Origin of the sequence: Zavarzinella formosa DSM 19928 (assembly GCF_000255705.1) — a bacterium.
In the GTDB taxonomy this organism is placed as follows: Bacteria; Planctomycetota; Planctomycetia; order Gemmatales; family Gemmataceae; genus Zavarzinella; species Zavarzinella formosa.
Window position 1 is genome coordinate 91264 of record NZ_JH636451.1, and the last position, 18335, is coordinate 109598.

Consider the following 18335-nt stretch of genomic DNA (forward strand, 5'->3'; position numbering starts at 1 on the left):
TCTTCAAGGAGTTGAAAAGCACATTGGGCTTCGCCCAATGCCGCCTGCGCCGGTTCGAGGCGACGGAGGGATGGCTGGAGCTGGTCCTGGTGACGTTCCTGTGGCTGGAGTGGCATCGGGCGAGGCAACTGGCCAAGTCCGGCCTGACGACGAAGCAGAAAGAGCGCTGGCGACACCAGCGAACCCACGGCCTCTGCCTGGCGGTCCGCCGCCACAGCGAACAGGCCGACTTGGAATACCTGGCCCGCGCCATGCAAACACCCGGCGGAATCCGGCGTTTGCGACGAAAACTCCGGCAGGCCATCCCGGCCGAGTTTCGCACCGCCGGATAAAAAGCGCAACTTCAAAACGCGCCAGCGAGGGTACCGCGACTCCCGGTGGTCCAACGGCTCCCCGACGGGCAATGGCCGAGTTCGGAGGCGTGTGGCGAGTAAGAGAAGGCTAATCGGTTCTGTGGGCCGCCACACGAACCAGAACTCTGCTCTAAGAACGAGCCGAAAGATCTCGCCTCGCTTTTACAATCCCCGACGAGTCACGGCAAACCCCGTGAGCGTGTAAGTGACGGTCTTCATCACCCCCAGCGTGTCCATCGCATTGAGGGTGATTGTGATCGGGGCCACGTAGACAGTCGGCTTGCCGCTGAGGATGAAACTCGATCCCGACGTGGTCAGCGTCAGCCCGGCCGGCAGCGCCCGCGACAACGACACGATTGACAGGGTCAGCGCCCCCGTGCCTCCGGTCACATTGATCGTCTGGCTGTACGCCGTTCCCACGGTATAGTTGGGAAGCGGTCCGGCCGGAAACACGATCGGCGGGCCGATGGTGATCGTGAACGTCTTCACCACTTGGGCGCCGAGGCTGTCCTTGATGGTGATGCTGCCGTTGAACGTGCCGAGGGTAGTCGGCGTGCCCGTGAACGAGACGACATTGCCCTTGAGAACGGGCGTCAGTCCGGGCGGCAACCCGGTTTTCGCCAGGATCGACGTGGCCCCGGTGCCGCCGGAGAGCGTCATCTTGCCCGTGAAACCGGCCACGCCTTTCGACCACGCGGTCGTGGACAGATTGGTGAGGGCCAGCGCGGGGTTGATCGTGATGGTGGTGGTGAAGGTCTTGATGAGCTTCAACCCGTCGGCGTCCATGATGGAGATGGTCGGGTGAAACGTCCCGGCGACCGTGGGCGTTCCGGAGAGGACGATTTTTCCGGCGATGATCGACACGCCCACGCCGTTGGGCAAGTCATAATTCGGGTTAATGGAGGTGTAGCCGGGGGCGCCTCCGGAGATCGTCGCCGAGTCGGTGAAGCCGGCCAGGCCGGCCGTCCAAGTGACGGAGGCCAGGGCGGCGATGGCCGGACGTTCGGCCACGATCAACACTGTCGTCGGGGCGCTGGTGGTTTCCCCGTCGTTGGTCGTGAACTGGAATGAATCGGGACCGTCGTAGCCGGGGTTCGCGGTGTAGGTGAGGTTCGGCACGGTTCCGGAGAGCGTGCCGTGCGTCGGGTTTTGCGTGACAACATAGGTCAATGCCTTGCCCGGAGAGTTTGTCCCGAGCCGGAGGCCGGTGAGCGTGATGGGAAGACTGGCCAGTCCCGTCACTCTTGTCTGGGTGACCTTGCTGCCGGTCAAATTGACGGCCGCCCCGCCGCCGGCGCTCACATTGCCATCAATGTCGATCGGCGATGAGGGGGAGGCGGTGGCGAGGGTGATCGAACCGTCGGCCGTGCTGGCGGACTCAATTCGTAAAATCTGTCCATTGGTCTGATTGAGATTGATGACCCCGGACGCGGCGGAGTTGGCCAGCGAAACTTCCGTGGTGCCGAAATTGCCGCTGTTGGTCGTGGTCAGGAAAATGCCGCCGCTGTCGCTGTTGGTGGCCGTGAGGGTTCCCGTGCTCATTTGCAATTGATGGTTGCTCCCGGTGGTTCCGATGCCCGTGGTGGCATGGAGAACGACCGCCAGGGCGATGATGTCGTTGCCCAAGCCCGCGTGAATGATCGAACCGGCCGAGTTAACCGTCACAGTGCCGATCTGGGCATTGGAGAAGCCGGAGCCGCCGTAGTTGACATTGCCCCCGGCCCCCGTTGTCGTCAGCGTCACGTTGCCCGCGTTTGAAATCACGGCGCTGGTCAGGTTGAGGTTGCCGACGGAGGTGAGGGAGATGTCCCCCCGAGTGGTGATGTTGCCCGCCGAGATGACATCCGCATTCGCGGTCAACGTGCCGGTCGTGCCTGCGGCGACCAAATTCGTCGTCGTGATGGTGAGATTGTCCGTGCCCGCCCCGCCGTCAATAGACACCTGGCCGACGCCGCCAGCCGAATTGCTGCCGATGCCGAAAGAGATGGTGTCGTCGTTCGCGCCCGTGTTCAGTGTGAACGAGGAGACGTTGTTGACGGCGCTGATGTCAATCGTGGCGAACGTGGATGTCGCGGGCGACCCGGCGTTTTCGTAAGTCACGCCCGTCGTGGATGACCCGGCGTCAAAAAACGCGCCGTTCAGGTTGATCTTCAACGTGCCCGCCGTGGGTTCCGTGACGGTGACGTTATCCGTGCCCGCCGAGGCTTCCGAGACCGTCAGGGCGGTTCCGGCGCCGCCATAGTTGAGCAGCAGCGCCGGGGTGATCCGGTCGTCGAGTTGCTCGATGCGCAGGAACGAGGCGGATCGCCGGGGAGAGGCGCTCCGGACCAACAATCGCCGGGCCAGTTGCAACAGATTCGGCATGGAGAGAACACTCCGGCTGCGGGTGATTTTGGGCAACAACATGATCGCCGAGAAGCCGTGACCGACCGGGCGCGAGCATTGTTTTGGTGGAAAGAAAACAAGGGGATGGTGATGTTTGAAAACCACCGCCTTGTTTCAATTGCGGCACGTGATTTTACATGATGTCTGATTGACCAAAAAGAGAACATTGAACTTGAGCCGCAAAGAGATTGCGGAAAATGCCGGTTGAAATGAATATCCGAAACGCCGGCATCGAACGGATGCCGGAATTGTTTTAGTTTTGCCATCACCCCAAGTCGCATCGGCTCCACCATCAAAGCCGGCGGCCGCCGACCACCCGGAAGATAATCACGATCAAGAGGACGACGAGCAGAATGTGGATCAGGTCGCCGCCGAAGGGCATGATGAACGCCCCCAGCAACCACAGGATCACCAGAATCAGGATGATGGTTTCAAGCGAATAACGAGGCATCACGGTCTCCGTTGGATTGGGCTGGCCGTGTGATATTACTCCGCCTTGTCCCCAAACTTATCGCAACCCGTCCGGCAAGTGGTCGGAATTCCGGCGCCGTCCCTGCTGCGACCGCGCCAAGCGGGAGTTATCACACCTGTTGCCGGGTTATTGATGTTGCGCTTCTTGGGTTTTCACAGGGTTTGTCTTGGTATTGGCGAGCCGAGCAGCGTGAGCTGCCGGGTGGCTTCCGGCAGGGAAGGCGCTTCAGCCACGGGTTTGAATCAGGCTGAGTAAAGGGGAGGCGGCTCGACCACAGCAAGCCACCCGGCAGCTCACGCTGCTCGGCTCGCCAATACCAAAATCAACCTGCGAAAACCCAATCCAAAAAAAGCACAACTTCAAAACACCGAGTCGGGCCACGCTGTCGCAAAACGGCGGAGGACGGCGGCAATGCTTCTGACATCCCGGCGCGTCTTTGTAACGAGGCACCTCCGTCGGTGAACCGCCCCCGGCGTTCATGCGTACCGAGACCATCCCCTTGGAGGACGAACGATGAGTGAGTTGAATCGAAGGGACGCCGCGAAACTGGCGGCGGGGTTGGCGGTGGCGGGTGTGTTGGGTGCCGGCGAGGCGTCGGCGCGGGAGACGGAGAAGCCGCGTTTGGATGCGGTGTTTCACGTCATGGTTAATGCGAAGCAGACGATCCGTTTCCGGTTCGACCTGCCCGGCAAGGCCGATCAGTCGTTTGAGTCGGAGGAGTATCGTTATGCCGTCCTGGACAAGGACGGCATCGAGGTGCGCAAGGCGTTGATGATTCTCGGGCTCAACGTTCACACGACGCAACTCCCGAAGAAGGAGAGCGTCGTCGAGGACTACCCGGATTACATGTTCGACAATCGGCATCTCAAATCGGGCGAGGAATACTACCTCGTCGTCTCGGTGAGAAACCTCACCGCCCTCGCGAAGTTCAAGGCCCCCTAAAACGTGCGACGCCCGCCCCGGCGACATGCCGGGCCATGAGGCGTGTTTGGCTTCGCCCGCCGGTGCCGGGGCCGGAATACCCCGTATTGACGTTACCATTCAGGAGGCAGCCATGCGTGATGTGAACAGGAGAGACGTGGTGAGATTCGTGGCGGGACTGGCCGCCGGAACCGGTCTGATGGCCGCGAGCGAGGCGTCGGCCAAGGACCCCAAGCCGCCGGCCGACCCCGAATTGGAGCTTGCCCTAAGCTCGCTCGGCACATTCATGTTCGCCGAGCAACTCAAGACCAAGATTGACGATAACGGCCCCGGCCGCGACGTGGTGATTACCTCCGCCATCGCGGACGGCAAAAGCACGCATGTCTATCTCCGGTCCAATTCGGTCCGCATCTTCCGGGCGGACGCCAACGTGGACGACTTCACCAAAAAAGGAGGCGTCCACTGGTACTTCGGCGACACCAAGGGCAAGATCCAATTCAAGAATCCGGGCGCGCTCATCATGGTCATGCGGGACGAAGACGGCATCGTCCGCTGGTACTCGCTGGGGCTCGATTTTCGCTGCTGAAACACCGGTGAGAGACGCGGGGGCTGTAGCGTCTTCCAAGCGGCCAACACGCTACAGCCCCCGCGTCTTCCGGATTTCCAAACCGGTCAAAATCGACCCCAAAAGTGACCTGAAAACGCCAAAAACACCCTTCCCGCGACCATTTTTGGACAGTTTCCACCCCAAAATGTGAACAAAAACAGCGGGCCAACTGAACACTATTTTTCAAAAACCCCAGAAAAACAAAGGGGTCGCTTAATGATTTTGGGCAAATGCGCAGCGATTTTGACCAGTTGAAAATGGCCCATTATGAGGGAAGCTTGATGCCAGACTCCTACTGGCGGCCAGCGGAATGGTCTTGTGGTTTTCACGGGTGGTTTTGGTATTGGCGAGCCGAGCAGCGTCAGCTGCCGGGTGGCTTGCTGTGGTCGAGCCGCCTCCCCTTTACTCAGCCGGACTCAAACCCGTGGCTGAAGCATCTTCCCTGCCGGGAGCCACCCGGCAGCTGACGCTGCTCGGCTCGCCAAGACAAACTCCGGCAGCTGACGCTGCTCGGCTCGCCAAGACCAAAACCAACCTGTGAACACCGCAAAATCCCAACTTCAAGCCGTCGCATGGGCCAGAGGCCGGCGTCTCGCGGGGGCATTGCCGCGCCAGGGGGATTGCCATTCGGCCTCCGAGAGCATTTCGGAGAACTGGGCGAGGGACGACACCACCAGATCGGGGCGGTAGGCGTAGCGGTCCAGGTCTTCCCGCTTGGTGCCGCCGGTCAGGACCAGCACGGTGCGGAAGCCAAGTTGGACGCCGCCGAGGATGTCGGTTTCCATCGTGTCGCCGATCATGGTCGTTTGGTCGGTGGTCAGGCCGAGTTCCTTGCGGGCGGCCCGCATCATGATCGGGCTGGGCTTGCCGACACTGAACGCCTTCTGACCGGTGGCGGCCTCTAGCAAGGCGACCAGCGCGCCGCATCCGGGCCGGATGCCTTTGTCGGTCGGGCAGCTTGGGTCCATGTTGGTGGCGATCAGCTTGGCCCCGGCGAAGATCATCCGCGTCGCGGCCTCCACCAGTTCGAGATTGAACGTCCGCCCTTCGCCGACGACCACATAATCCGGGTCGTGATCGACCACCGCGTAGCCGTGCTGGTGCAGGGCGGTGAGCAGGCCCCCCTCGCCGATGACGAAGGCCGTGCCGTTCGGCTTCTGGTCGGCCAGAAAGCGGGCGGTGGCCATCGCGCAGGTGAAGACGTGTTCTTCGCGGGCCTGAATGCCCATGCGTTCCAAACGGGCGACCACGTCCCGCCGGGTTCGCTGGCTGTTGTTGGTGAGGAATCGAAACGGAATATCCCGTTCCAGCAGTTGGGCGATGAAGGAATCCGCGCCGGGGATCATTTGCGATCCCTTGTACAAAACGCCGTCCATGTCAATCAAGTAGCCGTGTTTCACAATGTCTCCATTGATGTGGGTCAAGGAACCTGGTCCCGTTGTCGGGCCGGTTGATGGGAGGGCTGGGGGATGGCCGATCCGGCCATTGGCGGCGGACCGTCCGTTTACGGAGAGGAGATCTGTGAGAGGGCAGACGGGAATTGATTAAAGCAATCCTTGTGCCAAGTGTTGTCCGCCGCCGACGGTCGATCACGCAAACCCTTGAAATCAGGGCGGTTGCGACCATCGGTGAAGTTCGCGTGAGATCGCGGAAACGAAAGCGGTGCGTAATCATCGGGCACGCCCGGAATTTTGATCATTGGTTGATGGTGCATTTTTTTCCTCTTCCCTTGCTTCGCCGGCGCGGACAAGGTAGCCTCAACTTCACATTGCGGGCCGGATCACCCGCGATGCTGCTCATCCCTTCCTTACTCATTGTCTTTTGATCTTCGGAGAATCTCTCATGCGTCGCTTGGTCGTCCTTATTGCGCTGGCGGTCGCCGTTGTCGGCGGCGGCGGGCTGTATCTGTTTAAACGTGAAATGGTGATGGAACTTTACGAGGCGAACATCCTCGGCTACGGGGTTGCCAAAACGCCGGACGAGTGCGTGGTTCGCTTCAACAAGGCCATCAAAGACCGCAATTACAAGATGGCCGCGAAATACTGCACCAAGGATTACGCGGAACAACTGGTGAAAGGGGCCGACGCTGGCAAGCAACTCGGCAACGCCATCGACGACCTGACTTACCGGATGGAAAAAGACGGCGTGATGACCAAGGAAGTCGAGGCCATCCTCTACTACAACGATGTGTTCCCGAAATCAGTCACGGCCTCTTTGCAATCGGCCACCGACTCGTCCGGGCTGGCGACCTTCACCACCAACGAGCCTTCCTTCGACATCAGCAAGGCCGGCGTGTGGGAGTACGACACGACGTTTACTCAGGGGTTTTATTACGGGCAGCCCGGTCAGGTGAAGTTGGTGAAAGAAGGGGGCGGTTGGAAAATGGACTTCCCCATCGGCCCGGCCACGCGGGAACGGTTCAACCGGGTGGTGGCCGTCCACATGGATTATGTGAACGCCGTGAAGAAGATGTCCGACGAAGTTCGCACGGAACGGACGACCAAGGAAGACGTGTCCAAGCGGTTGAAGGAACTGCTCGGCGAGGCCGTCCGGGCGAAGCGATAAGGGCGTGGCCCATTTGAAGATCGATTGTTCCGGAGACGATTTTCTGTGAAAATTGTCTCCGGAACGTTGTGGATGCGATTGGAGAAACGGAGATGACCACACTAACGCTAGAATTGACCGATGACCAACGGGCATTTGTGGAATCTCAACACTTGGCCCGAGGCTTCGCCACCGTCGGGGAATACTTGCGAGAACTGATTCGCCAAGATGCCGACCTGGCCGAGGCAGCCAAAGCACAAATGCAAATGCAAGATCAAATCGAACGATTGAAGACCGAACAACCGGATGAATACGAACGGGCGATGAACACCGTGCGACAAGCTATTGACAAAGGCTTGGCCAGCGGACCGCCAATCAAAATGACCGGCGAAGAATGGAAAAAACTCTGGGCGGAAGCCGACGACGAATTTGAACGAACCAAGGCCACCGAACATGCCTGAAGTCAATCTTACGCCGGACGCCCGCCGGGACTTGATTCGGATTGATGCGTATATTCGTCAGCAAGACCCGGAAAGAGCGGACCGTTTCCGGCGTCGATCTCAAGAAACCATGTCCCGCATATCAGAATCACCTTATTCAGGCGCTCCCTTTGAATTCGCCCCGGAAGGACAGGAAATTCGTTGGGCGGTGATTGCCCGGTTTCGCAAATATATTTTCCTCTACCAGCCAATACCTCTTGGAATCAATGTGATTCGAGTGATGCACACCTCGCAAGACATCTCAATAGTTTTCACAGACGAATAACCCCGGCAATCACGGCCTCACAGCGTCTTCAAGTATTCAATCACGGCCTTGCGTTCATCATCCGTAAGGTGGTCGCCGTAGGTATGCCCGGCGTTGGAGCGGCCGGGTTTGGAGGTGTCGTAGATCTTTCGGCGTTCATAAGGGGGCTGTGATGGATCGGCCTCTTTCGCGGGGGTGACCTTCCAGCCAACCTTTGCCGAATCGTAGGCGGTTGCGTCCGTGCGGAAGGATCGGGTGTAGAGTTTTGGCCGGTTCTTGGAGTTCAGCACATCGTCCAGTGTCGGCACGCTGCCGTTGTGGAAGTACGGGGCCGTGGCCCAGACGCCGTCGAGCGGCGGGGCTTGATATCCGGCGGTGGCGAAGGTGGCCATGTCGTCCAACAGCCAGCCGGGTTGTTCTTTGCGGAACCATGACTGGTTGTAGTAGAGGCCGAACTTGTCTTCGACGCCCTCGGGAGCATCGCTTGTTTCGGGTCGGCTTGGGATTGATCATCGCGGGACTGATGGCGGGAGTGGCCCCGGTCGGACGGCTGATTCAAGAAGCCTGGCCCGTCCCCCAACCCGTCCCGGAAATCTCCGAGACCGAATTTATCGCCCGGCATGACCTACCCTTGTAAGGCCGGAGGGGGTCTCCGAGACTTCACCTTGGCAAGTCATCAATGCGATTCGGTGTCAATCCCGCTGACGGGCTTCCCGCCATGATTCCGGGTCGGCCATTCGGCCCAACGTCAAGCGGGCGGCTTTTGTCTCGCGGGCTGTCTCAACGCCCTGGCTGAGTTCCGCCACCAGTCGGCGGGACTCAATCGTCTTGATGTTTTCCAGCACGGCCAGCACCCGCAAGAATCGCAGGGTTTCCGGAGGCGGGACGACGGCGTCAAACTTGGCGATCAAATTCTCAATCCGCTCGCGGGCCTCCTCGGAGGCGGGTTTCAAACGGGCCTTCCTCAACTCCGGCAAAATCAACGGCCCCACGTTTTCCAGCATTTTGGCGGCCGTCTCGCGTCGCCGATAATCCCGGTGGTCAAGGTCCGCGATCCACTTCTCCGCCTCGCCGGCCGCGATGGTGGCGACGGGCCGGAGGCGTTGCCGCAGGAAGGGAATCAACATCTCGGGGGGCGTTTCGTTCATTCGCCAGATCGCGGCATACGCCCTCTTCGCGTCCGGGTCGGCCAGCCACGACCACCATTTGGCCAGGTCCGCCTCGGTGTGGGTTTCGCTCAGTCTCACCCTCGGCACCTTCGTGAGATCCCACATCAAGGCCGTGCCGTTCCGAAGCGTGGTGAACACCGACCGGCCTCCCGGCATGACTTGGATGTGCCGAAATGGCCTGCCTCCCTCGTCATCGCGCCCCATGTCGGACACTTTCCATTCGTTGAACACCCTCCCGTCGGCCAGATCAACAACGAGAAGTTTCACGCCTTCATCCAGAACGGCAAACCGATTATCGGGCGTGATCGCCCCGGCGGCGCGAGCGTAAGCACTTGTGTCAATCAATCGCAACTCTTGCCCCGTCGCCACTTCCCAAACATGGAACTGGCCCCCTTCTTCCGTGGTGGTCCATCCCCCGTGGAGCCGACTGTCAGAAGACGATGACCACAAATGATGCTTCGGAAGGACAGTGCCCGGCCGCCCGGTTTCGGCATCAACGAAGACGAACTTCGTCTTCCCTTCCGCCATCAAGGCCGAGCCATCCGGCAGGGAACCTTGGAATTTCAAGTACGCTTTCCAATCAAATCGATTAGTCAGCTCGCCGGTCTTGGAGTTCCACCTGCTCAACCAACCTGATGATCCAAAAATATTTTCCGGGTCATCTGCCGCCATCACCCCTTCGCCATCGGGTGTCAGCCAATAATCCTCCTGGCTAAAAAGCCATTGAGACCGCCCAACACGGGTCTGATGAAGCAACTTTCCGCCGGCGGCCACCGACCAGGATCGAATCATTCCTTGATGGTCGCCTTCCGTCAATGTCTTGCCATCGCCGGACCATTCCAGTCGGTTGTTCGGAGTGAGAGAAGAGTCGATTTGTCGCTGTAATTGGCCGTTCGTGGTGTTCCATAGCCCAATCTTTCCTTCCTGCCCGTTTTTCACCGCAATCCGTCGCCCGTCCGGCGAAACACTCGAAGCGTGCCGGTCAAAGTCCGCCAATGAGCCGAACCGTTCACCGCCGGTCTTGACGTCTCGAATGACGATTCGATGGCCGTCATCGTCCGCCATGTGGAGACCGTCCGGTGTGAAGTTTCCCCCCAAGTTGTCGGGCAGCCGACAGATTGCCTTGCCGGTGACCAAATCGATGAGCGACGAATTTTTTCCCTGCAAAATCGCCAGTGATTTGCCGTTGGGATGAAATGCCAGGTGGCAGCGCCATGAAGCGCTTTCCGACCGGGTCGCGAAAACTTCCTTCCCGGTGGCCACATTGAAAACGCGGATGACCGATTCCCCAAAAGAAGCTTTGTTCACACTGGCCGCGATGGCGATCATCGAGTGGTCGCCGGAAATAACCACCGCTTGGATCATTTTTTGTTCGCGGTAAAACAATTGCCTGCCGGTTGCCACATCGAAGACCCAAGCCTTGTTTCCGAAATTGAGGTCTGTGACCAGGAGCGTCTTGCCATCAGGTGAGAACCGTTGACGGAAAATCGAGTTTATGTCCGTGGCTTTCATCTCAAATTGCTGATTCGAGCGGTTCCGGCAATCCGCCAGAATCAGACGGGCATCATGACTGTTGGCCGCCACATGAGATCCATTTGGGGAAATCGAAAGGCCCCCGATGATTTCATCGACAACCTCATAAATGATCCGGCCCGAAGCCGCGTCACATACGAAGAACCCCGTCTTTTTGATCTGCGTTTGATCATAAACCCCGGCGATGGTCGTTCCGTCGGCGGAGATCACCAACTTGGAGTTGTGTGGCTGGGAGATTTTCTCGCTTCTGGTCTGTCGGCCGTCGGTCAAGTCCCACCAGCGCACCATGCGATCGTCGCCGACGCTGACGGCTGTTTTGTTGTCGGGCAGGATGGTGAAATCCCGGAGGCCCGGATGGCGCAGCCGGAGGGAGCCAAAGCGGGTGATGGCCCCGTCGGGGAGGGGATCGCCGTAGGAGTCCGTCAGCCGGGGCGGCGGCCCTTGCTCAATCGGTTGGGCAAGGACCGGCGTGGCGATGAACAGACACGCGAGCAGCGGGCGAACGAGCGAGAACATGCGGCCACCCTTTGCCGTTGATTCACAGCGTCTTCAAGTATTCAATCACCGCTTTGCGTTCATCATCGGTGAGGTGGTCGCCGTAGGTGTGTCCGGCGTTGGATCGGCCGGGTTTGGAGGTGTCGTAAATCTTCCGGCGTTCATAAGGGGGTTGCGATGGATCGGCCTCTTTCGCGGGGGTGACCTTCCAGCCCACTTTTGCCGAGTCGTAAGCGGTCGCATCCGTGCGGAAGGATCGCGTGTAGAGTTTTGGCCGGTTCTTGGAGTTCAACACATCGTCCAGCGTCGGCACGCTGCCGTTGTGGAAGTACGGGGCGGTGGCCCAGACGCCATCGAGCGGCGGGGCTTGATAACCGGCGGTGGCGAAGGTGGCCATGTCGTCCAAGAGCCAGCCGGGTTGTTCCTTGCCGAACCATGACTGGTTGTAATAGAGGCCGAATTTGTCTTCGATGCCTTCGTATCGTTTCGGGTCGGTGCCGATCTGGGCGAGGGGGACAACCTTGTTCGGGTAGGTCCACTTCTCCCCGTAGGTGCCGTGGCACTTCGCGCAATTGTCCTGAAACAGCCCCTTGCCCTTGTCGGCTATTTCGGTGTTGATCGGCAGCGGATACTTCGGGGCCTCGATGGTTTTCAGATAGGCTTGGATGTCCCGAAACGCCGGTTCGGCCTTGTGGAATTCGCTGGCCATCGTGATTGGCGTCATCATGAATTGCATCTTGGACCGCACCGAGGCGGCGTCGGCCCCGCCGGTGTGGTACATGGTCTTTTTCTTCTTGAGCAACCACCAGGCGGGGGTGTCTTCGCACATGTCGTCGTGCAGGCCCAGATCCTTCCGCTTCGGGACCACCTTCAAATCCGGCTCGCGAAACCCCAGCAGATATACGGCCATTCCCCCGGCTTCCGATGTCCCGCGCACGTTGGAAAAGGTGAACGGCAACCGGCCCGAGCGGCCGTCGGCCAGCGACAAGTCTTCAAACACCGCCTGAACGTCCAGCGAGGCATTGCCCAACCCTACATAACTCTTGCCCATCACGGAGCCGCCGTGGCAGAGCATGCAATCGAGGGAAACGCCCTTCATGAAAAAGAGTGTCCCGGCCCGCAGCCCCATCGGGTATTTGCCGTTGGGGTACGGCGCCTCCGGCAATCCGTAATGGTCGCGGACGGCGGCATCGTAATCGGCCGGCTTTTGCGTCACGCCCGGCCATTGTTTCCACAGGTTGTCGTAGGCGGCCTCGCGCCACGCGGCGGGGATGAAGCCTTTGCCGGTCAGGGTTTTGTAACCCCGCTCGGCCGCCGAGGGTTCGGCGGCCATCGCCCAGGAGCCGGGCAGGAGCAGGGCCATCAGGAAGCATCGTCGAAGCATGAGGCAAACCCCGCGGGCAAAATGACGGGAGACATGTGAAGTGTATTGCCGCGTCCCGGCGAATTTCAACTATTTCAACACGAACTTTGCAATGCCAAGCAAAATGATCCCCACGACGGCCATGATTAGCCCGCCGGTTTGCTGGTAGCCCCAAGGGACTTCCTGCCCCTTCAGGAAATTGATGATCCCAAAGGCGAAAAACATGGCGGCGAAACCGCCCACATAAGTCCGCAGCGGTAGTTTCTTCGGCGGTTCGGGGGGCGGGGCGGTCATTTGTCAGCCTTGGGTTTCTTTCCGGCTTCCATCGGCAGGTATTCGCGGGCGAAGACCTCCACGGCATCGGCCAGTTTCGTCACAAACTCTTTGCGTCCGGAGCCGCGTTGCTTGCCGCCGGTTTCCAGTTGGATGGCGTCGATGGCGTAGGCCGTGTGGCTGCCGTAGGTTTGCACGATGTGCCCTCCGGAATATCGCTTGTCCTCCGGGTCATCCTTGTCGCAGGCCGGGAAAATCTTCACGCCGTTTTTGGCCATGTGCCCGAGGATGCTTTTCTCCCCGACGACGGCCGGCTTGCCGTAACGGGTGATGAGGGCCTTCACGGTCTTGAGATCGTTGGTGCCGCGAAACACGGTTTCGCTCTCGGCCCCCTGCCCGTGGATGTCGAGCAGCAGCCCCCGGTTCCACTTCTTCTGCACCGCCTGGCTGTATTCTTTCAGCAGGCCGTGATAACTCTCGTAATAGGGCTTCGCCTTTTCGTTCTCATAAGCCCCGTCCATCGGCCGGTTCACATCAAGATACTTCCGGCCGAACCGGGCGATCACCAAATACGGCTTCGCCTTGAAGCGGGTTTCCAGTTCCTTCGCCAGTTCCTCGGCGATGGCCCCGGCGTTGGTGTCCCGGACGACGACGAACTTTTCGATGCCCGTGCCCATGCGAACGGGCACATCGGGGATGGCCTTCGTCCCGTCGTGCGGGCAGGAGATGATGATGGGCAACGCCCCGACTTGGGTGTCGATAAGTTTCTCCGATGGTTTGCCGGGATCTTGGGCAAACGCGGGAAGAACGAACGTGAACAGGCAGAAGACAGACCGCAAACGCATGAGGATCACTCGGTGGCGCATGACGGAAGAGGTGGGGGTATCTTATGAGCAAAGGGCGAGGCGGGGCCGGGAAGGCGGGGAGATGGGTTTTTGAAGTGCGGCAAATCTTCCGGGCACGGTGTTCACGCCCTTCGTTCGCATCAAACCGCGTTGATGGTTTTTGCCCCAACGGGGCGCTCGAAAATAGCCAGGGGCGGCCGCCGCCCCTGGACACATCGCCCATCAATAAAGTTTTCGCCCCAACGGGGCGACACTTGCCTGTTGTGTCGCCCCGTTGGGGCGAAAATCAGGGGGAAGGGTTTCTTCCCAAGGGCGGAAACCGCCCTTGGCTATTTTCGGGCGCCCCGTTGGGGCGAAAACCATCAACGCGGTTTGATGCGATAATTGAAGATCGCCAGAATGATTTGCCAGATATCTGCTTCTTATCGCAACATGCCCGTTTAAACCTCCAATCAAGTCCGCAAATCCAACGTCAACGGAGCCTCCGGGTGGCGTTCCACCTTCGGAATCGGCTGGCTGCCGGGGGTGTGGCCCATCGGCATGAAGCGGGAAATCCGGCGGCCCTCGGCCTCGTTGGCGTTCACCGGCATCGTTTCATGCGACAGGCCCCCCGGATGGGCCACGAAGTAGGTGCAACCGCCGACGGCCCGTTTCATCCACGTGTCGTAGAGGTCGAACACCAGCGGGGCGTGGGGGGCAATCGTCGGGTGCAGGCAGCTTGGCGGCTGCCAGGCCCGGTAGCGGACCCCGGCGACGTATTCGCCGTGCGTGCCGGTCGGGTGCAGAGGCACCGGCCGTTCGTTCACCGTCAGCACGTGGCGGGTGTCGGTGAGGCCGTTGAGCCGCACTTGGACTCGTTCCACGGAGGAATCAACATACCGGGCGGTGCCGGTGCCGCCGAACTCTTCGCCGAGGACGTTCCACGGTTCGATGGCCGTCCGCAATTCCAGATTGATGTTGTGGCGGGCCAATTCCCCGATCTGCGGGAAGCGGAATTCCCAGTGCGGGGCGAACCATTCTTCCTTGACATCGAAGCCCGCCTTCCGGGTTTCGTCCAGCACGTCCTTGAAGTCTTCCCATGCGAAGTAAGGCAGCAAGAAGCGGTCGTGCAGGCCGGTGCCCCAGCGGACGAGTTTGCTCGGGTTGTACGGCTCCTTCCAGAACCGAGCGACGAACGAGCGCATCAACAATTGCTGGGCCAGACTCATCCGGGCATGGGGCGGCATTTCGAGGCTGCGGAATTCCAACAGCCCGCGCCGGCCGGAGGAGGAATCCGGGGAATAGAGTTTGTCGATGCAGAACTCGGCCCGGTGGGTGTTGCCGGTCAGGTCGGTCAGCAAGTGGCGGAAGATCCGGTCCACCAGCCACGGCTGAATCGTCGGCGTGTCACGGTCGGGGATCTGCTTGAAGGCGATTTCCATCTCGTAAACGCTGTCGTGCCGGGCTTCGTCCAACCGCGGCGCCTGGCTCGTCGGCCCCATGAACAGGCCGCTGAAGATGTACGAGAGCGACGGGTGATTGTGCCAGTAAGCCACGAGGCTGCGGAGCAAATCGGGCCGACGCAAGATCGGACTGTCAAGCGGGGTGTCGCCCCCGAAGATGACGTGGTTGCCGCCGCCGGTGCCGGTGTGGCGGCCGTCCACTTGGAACTTCTCCGCGCACAGGCGGGTTTGCCGGGCGTCTTCGTAAATCGCCTCGGTCTTGGTGACCAGTTCGTCCCAAGTGCCGGACGGGTGGACGTTCACTTCGATGACGCCGGGGTCGGGCGTCACTTGGAAGCTTTCCAACCGCGCGTCCGACGGAGGGGTGTAACCTTCCAACTGCACCGGCAGGTTGAGTTGGGCGGCCGTCTGCTCCACATGATAGACGAGGTCGAGATAATCCTCGGCCGTCTTCTGCGGCGGCAGGAACACCATCAACCGGCCATCACGGGCCTGGACGCACAAGGCCGTGCGGACAAGGGCCGGAGACTCGGCCGGGCCTTTTTTCCGGCTCGCCGGATCATCGCCGGGTCGTTGCATCACGACGGTGGCCGGTTCCGGCCGGGTTGGCAGCGGGCCGCGCGGCACGGACGGATCAAATTCGCCCGGCGTGTCCTTCAGCCCCGGCGCCTCCCACGGCAGCGAATCCAGCGGCAGCCGGAAGCCCATCGGGGAGTCACCCGGAATCAAGAACAGATTTTCCCGCCGCAGGAACCATTTGCCGGAAAGCCAGCGGGAGCCATCAATGGCCCGCCGGATCGGCAGAACGTGGCCGACCACCTCGCGCAAGCCTTGGTCGAAGATCTTGGCGATCCGCTTCCGCTCCATCTCGTCTTCGATCTTGTTCTTCAGCGGATCGACGTTCGTCGGAAGTTGGCGTTCCTTCCACATGTAGTACCAAACGTCCTCGTAGCCCGGAATGGTGTGGGCCGGGTCGATGGTGAGATTCTTCGCCATCGTCTTGATGAACAACTCGGCCTCTTTCGGGCCGACGCCGTAATCCTTCTTGTCCTCGGCAATCAGGCTCGGATCGTCCCAAACCGGCTGGCCGTCTTTTCGCCAGTAACAGCCAAGCGCCCAACGGGGGAGTTGCTCCCCCGGATACCATTTCCCCTGCCCGAAGAACAGCATCCCCTTCGGGGCGAAGCGATCCCGCATGCGGCGAAGCAATTCACCGGCTTGCTGGCGTTTCTTGTCACCCAAGGCGTCAGTGTTCCATTCCGGGGCGTCGCGGTCATCAATTGACACGAACGTCGGCTCGCCCCCCATCGTCAGCCGGACATCGGCCGATTGAAGGTAATCTTCGACCTTCTGCCCGGTGGCCAGAATCTCGGCCCATTGCGCGTCCGTGTAGGGGAGCGTCACGCGGGGCGTTTCGAGAACCCGCTTCACACTCATGGAGAAGTGGAACTCGGTTTTGAGTTCGTCTTCCTCGCCCTTGCTCGGGTCTTTGGAGTAATTGAACGACCCGGAGATGGCGGCCGCGCTGACCGGTTCGGCCGAACAGGCCAGCGGGATATGCCCCTCCCCGGCGGCGAGGCCGGAGGTGGCGTCAAACCCGACCCACCCGGCGCCCGGCAGATAGACTTCCGTCCACGCATGGAGATCGGTGAAGTCGGCGGTCGGGCCGGAGGGGCCGTCGAGCGATTTTTCATCGGCCGTCAGTTGGATGAGATACCCGGAGACGAACCGGGCCGCGAAGCCGAGGTGACGAAGCAAATTCACCTGCAACCACGCCGAATCCCGGCAGGAGCCTTTGCAGACTTCCAGCGTTTCTTCCGGCGCCTGCACGCCGGGTTCCATGCGGATGACATATTTAATCATCCCTTGGATCTTCTGGTTGATGGCCACCAGATAGTCGATGGTGCGCAGGTCTTTCTGCCTCACCTCTTCAATCAGTTTCTTCAGATGCGGGCCGGGTTCGGGGGCCAGCATGTACGGGGCCAGTTCGCGGAGCGTGACTTCGTCGTACTGGAACGGCGATTTTTCCGCGTACTCTTCGACGAAGAAGTTGAACGGGTTGATGGCCGACATTTCGACGACCAGATCAACCTCGACCCGCAACTTCCGGCCCGGTTTGTTGAAGACGTACCGGGCCAGGTAATTGCTGTACGGGTCTTGCTGCCAGTTCAGGAAGTGATCTTCCGGGGTGACCTTCAGCGAATAACTGACGATCGTCGTCCGGCAATGCGGGGCCGGCCGCAACCGCACGACGTGCGGCGAAAACTCCACCGGCCGGTCGTAGTCGTATTCGGTGACGTGATTGAGCGCGACGCGAATGGCCATGAAAAAACCTCTCCCCCATCAAACCGCCGGAACCATGCGAATCCTGTGTGTCGACCGCCGAAGTCATCCAACTTCGGGGAAGATTTCATGAATCAGCCACACGGCCCGGAAATTGGGGGAGAGGTTCCAATTCCACCATGCGGATGTTCAGGAGAACATTCGCCGCTATGTTAGCGTTTTTGCCGCAAACTCATAGCGGTGATGGGGATGATTCATGCGAAAAAGGACCGGCGGGGCCGGCATGGCCGGAATAGCCGGAGGAAAGAGGAGAGGGGGCATGCCGAATCGTCTTAATGCAATATCAAGCGGCAACATTTGCAAATGATTCCCAAGATGTCTGTTGAACTTGCATGATGAGTGTGGCGATCTGCACAATCACCCTTCTCCCGCCACACCGCATCAAACACGGTCATCGCCCGTCGGGAAATCGTATGACCGGTGGAAATCGCGGTACCCTCGCTGGCGCGTTTTGAAGTTGCGCTTTTTGCTGAGGAGAGTGGGCCGGGATAGAAAAACGAGACTCCCCCGGCCGGATCGGTTGGGCCGTGAGGCCGGGTGATCACCAACCGGAAGGAGTCTCGGTCATGATTGTGCAAGAAGGACTCCCCGGAATCAAACAGTTTCTTCGTCCGGCCGGCCTGAGTCCCCGGGCGCTCGGCCTGGTGATTCGTTGCGTGGCGGCGTTTTGTTTGCATTGGGGGCGCATGAGCGCCTCGCAAGCCTCGGGGTCGGTGGCCTCGGAGCCGCGTCATCGCGCCCAGATCAGCCGGTTTCTCGGCCGCAAGGGCCTTCGCCAACGGCCGCCGCTGGCTCTGGTGCGGGACCGGATGCTGGCGTTGGAGCCGGCGGGGGGCCGCTTCGTGT

At 60.3% G+C, this 18335-nt stretch carries 16 protein-coding genes; 7 read left to right on the forward strand and 9 right to left on the reverse strand.

Annotated features, from left to right (window positions below; genetic code table 11):
* On the forward strand, nucleotides 1-332 hold a 332-nt coding region (locus BGIM_RS55555; protein ID WP_040892090.1), incomplete at its 5' end, for a hypothetical protein.
* A 183-nt stretch (nucleotides 333-515) separates the two neighbouring features.
* Here the strand turns inward: BGIM_RS55555 and BGIM_RS0142970 are convergent.
* The gene (locus BGIM_RS0142970) at nucleotides 516-2717 is read right to left on the reverse strand and encodes a beta strand repeat-containing protein (protein WP_157369863.1); all 2202 of its coding nucleotides are present in this window, start codon (nucleotides 2715-2717) and stop codon (nucleotides 516-518) included.
* A 313-nt stretch (nucleotides 2718-3030) separates the two neighbouring features.
* Entirely contained in the window at nucleotides 3031-3189 is a 159-nt protein-coding gene (locus BGIM_RS64150; RefSeq protein ID WP_020475762.1) for a lmo0937 family membrane protein, read from the reverse strand.
* A 534-nt stretch (nucleotides 3190-3723) separates the two neighbouring features.
* Between BGIM_RS64150 and BGIM_RS0142980 the strand changes: the two genes are divergently transcribed.
* Nucleotides 3724-4152, forward strand: a complete 429-nt coding sequence (locus tag BGIM_RS0142980; protein ID WP_020475763.1) for a hypothetical protein — start codon at nucleotides 3724-3726, stop codon at nucleotides 4150-4152.
* Nucleotides 4153-4264: 112 nt separating this feature from the next.
* Nucleotides 4265-4717, forward strand: coding sequence for a hypothetical protein (locus BGIM_RS0142985; protein WP_029631862.1), 453 nt, complete (start codon nucleotides 4265-4267; stop codon nucleotides 4715-4717).
* 581 nt (nucleotides 4718-5298) lie between these two features.
* Here the strand turns inward: BGIM_RS0142985 and BGIM_RS0142990 are convergent.
* Complete coding sequence (locus tag BGIM_RS0142990) at nucleotides 5299-6114, reverse strand: HAD-IIA family hydrolase (RefSeq protein WP_040892144.1); 816 nt, start codon at nucleotides 6112-6114, stop codon at nucleotides 5299-5301.
* Between the two features lie 466 nt (nucleotides 6115-6580).
* On the opposite strand from BGIM_RS0142990, the gene BGIM_RS0143000 reads away from it, so the two are divergent.
* The 3 genes from BGIM_RS0143000 (at nucleotide 6581) to BGIM_RS0143010 (ending at nucleotide 8047) form a co-directional block, all read left to right on the forward strand.
* Nucleotides 6581-7303, forward strand: a complete 723-nt coding sequence (locus BGIM_RS0143000) for a hypothetical protein (protein WP_020475767.1) — start codon at nucleotides 6581-6583, stop codon at nucleotides 7301-7303.
* A 92-nt stretch (nucleotides 7304-7395) separates the two neighbouring features.
* A complete protein-coding gene (locus tag BGIM_RS55560) occupies nucleotides 7396-7743 on the forward strand; it encodes a ribbon-helix-helix domain-containing protein (RefSeq protein ID WP_020475768.1) in 348 nt (115 codons plus the stop codon).
* Complete coding sequence (locus BGIM_RS0143010; RefSeq protein WP_020475769.1) at nucleotides 7736-8047, forward strand: type II toxin-antitoxin system RelE/ParE family toxin; 312 nt, start codon at nucleotides 7736-7738, stop codon at nucleotides 8045-8047. The genes BGIM_RS55560 and BGIM_RS0143010 overlap by 8 nt, the downstream gene beginning before the upstream one ends.
* 17 nt (nucleotides 8048-8064) lie before the next feature.
* Here BGIM_RS0143010 and BGIM_RS0143015 read toward each other — a convergent pair whose 3' ends face one another.
* The 6 genes from BGIM_RS0143015 to BGIM_RS0143045 all read right to left on the reverse strand — a co-directional run bounded on the left by BGIM_RS0143015 (nucleotide 8065) and on the right by BGIM_RS0143045 (nucleotide 17471).
* Entirely contained in the window at nucleotides 8065-8418 is a 354-nt protein-coding gene (locus BGIM_RS0143015) for a c-type cytochrome (RefSeq protein ID WP_020475770.1), read from the reverse strand.
* Nucleotides 8419-8718: 300 nt separating this feature from the next.
* On the reverse strand, nucleotides 8719-11244 hold the full coding sequence (locus BGIM_RS0143025; RefSeq protein WP_020475772.1) for a WD40 repeat domain-containing protein: 2526 nt from the start codon (nucleotides 11242-11244) through the stop codon (nucleotides 8719-8721).
* A gap of 22 nt (nucleotides 11245-11266) precedes the next feature.
* Entirely contained in the window at nucleotides 11267-12607 is a 1341-nt protein-coding gene (locus BGIM_RS0143030) for a c-type cytochrome (RefSeq protein ID WP_029631865.1), read from the reverse strand.
* A 69-nt stretch (nucleotides 12608-12676) separates the two neighbouring features.
* The gene (locus BGIM_RS0143035) at nucleotides 12677-12880 is read right to left on the reverse strand and encodes a hypothetical protein (protein WP_020475774.1); all 204 of its coding nucleotides are present in this window, start codon (nucleotides 12878-12880) and stop codon (nucleotides 12677-12679) included.
* Nucleotides 12877-13704, reverse strand: coding sequence for an N-formylglutamate amidohydrolase (locus tag BGIM_RS0143040; protein WP_020475775.1), 828 nt, complete (start codon nucleotides 13702-13704; stop codon nucleotides 12877-12879). Before BGIM_RS0143040 ends, BGIM_RS0143035 begins: the two co-directional genes overlap by 4 nt.
* Nucleotides 13705-14156: 452 nt before the next feature.
* Nucleotides 14157-17471: a transglutaminase family protein gene (locus tag BGIM_RS0143045; protein WP_020475776.1), complete on the reverse strand. Its 3315-nt coding sequence runs from the start codon at nucleotides 17469-17471 to the stop codon at nucleotides 14157-14159.
* Between the two features lie 584 nt (nucleotides 17472-18055).
* Here BGIM_RS0143045 and BGIM_RS65320 point away from each other — a divergent pair.
* Nucleotides 18056-18335: hypothetical protein (locus BGIM_RS65320; RefSeq protein ID WP_040892095.1), on the forward strand; the 280-nt coding region annotated here is incomplete at its 3' end.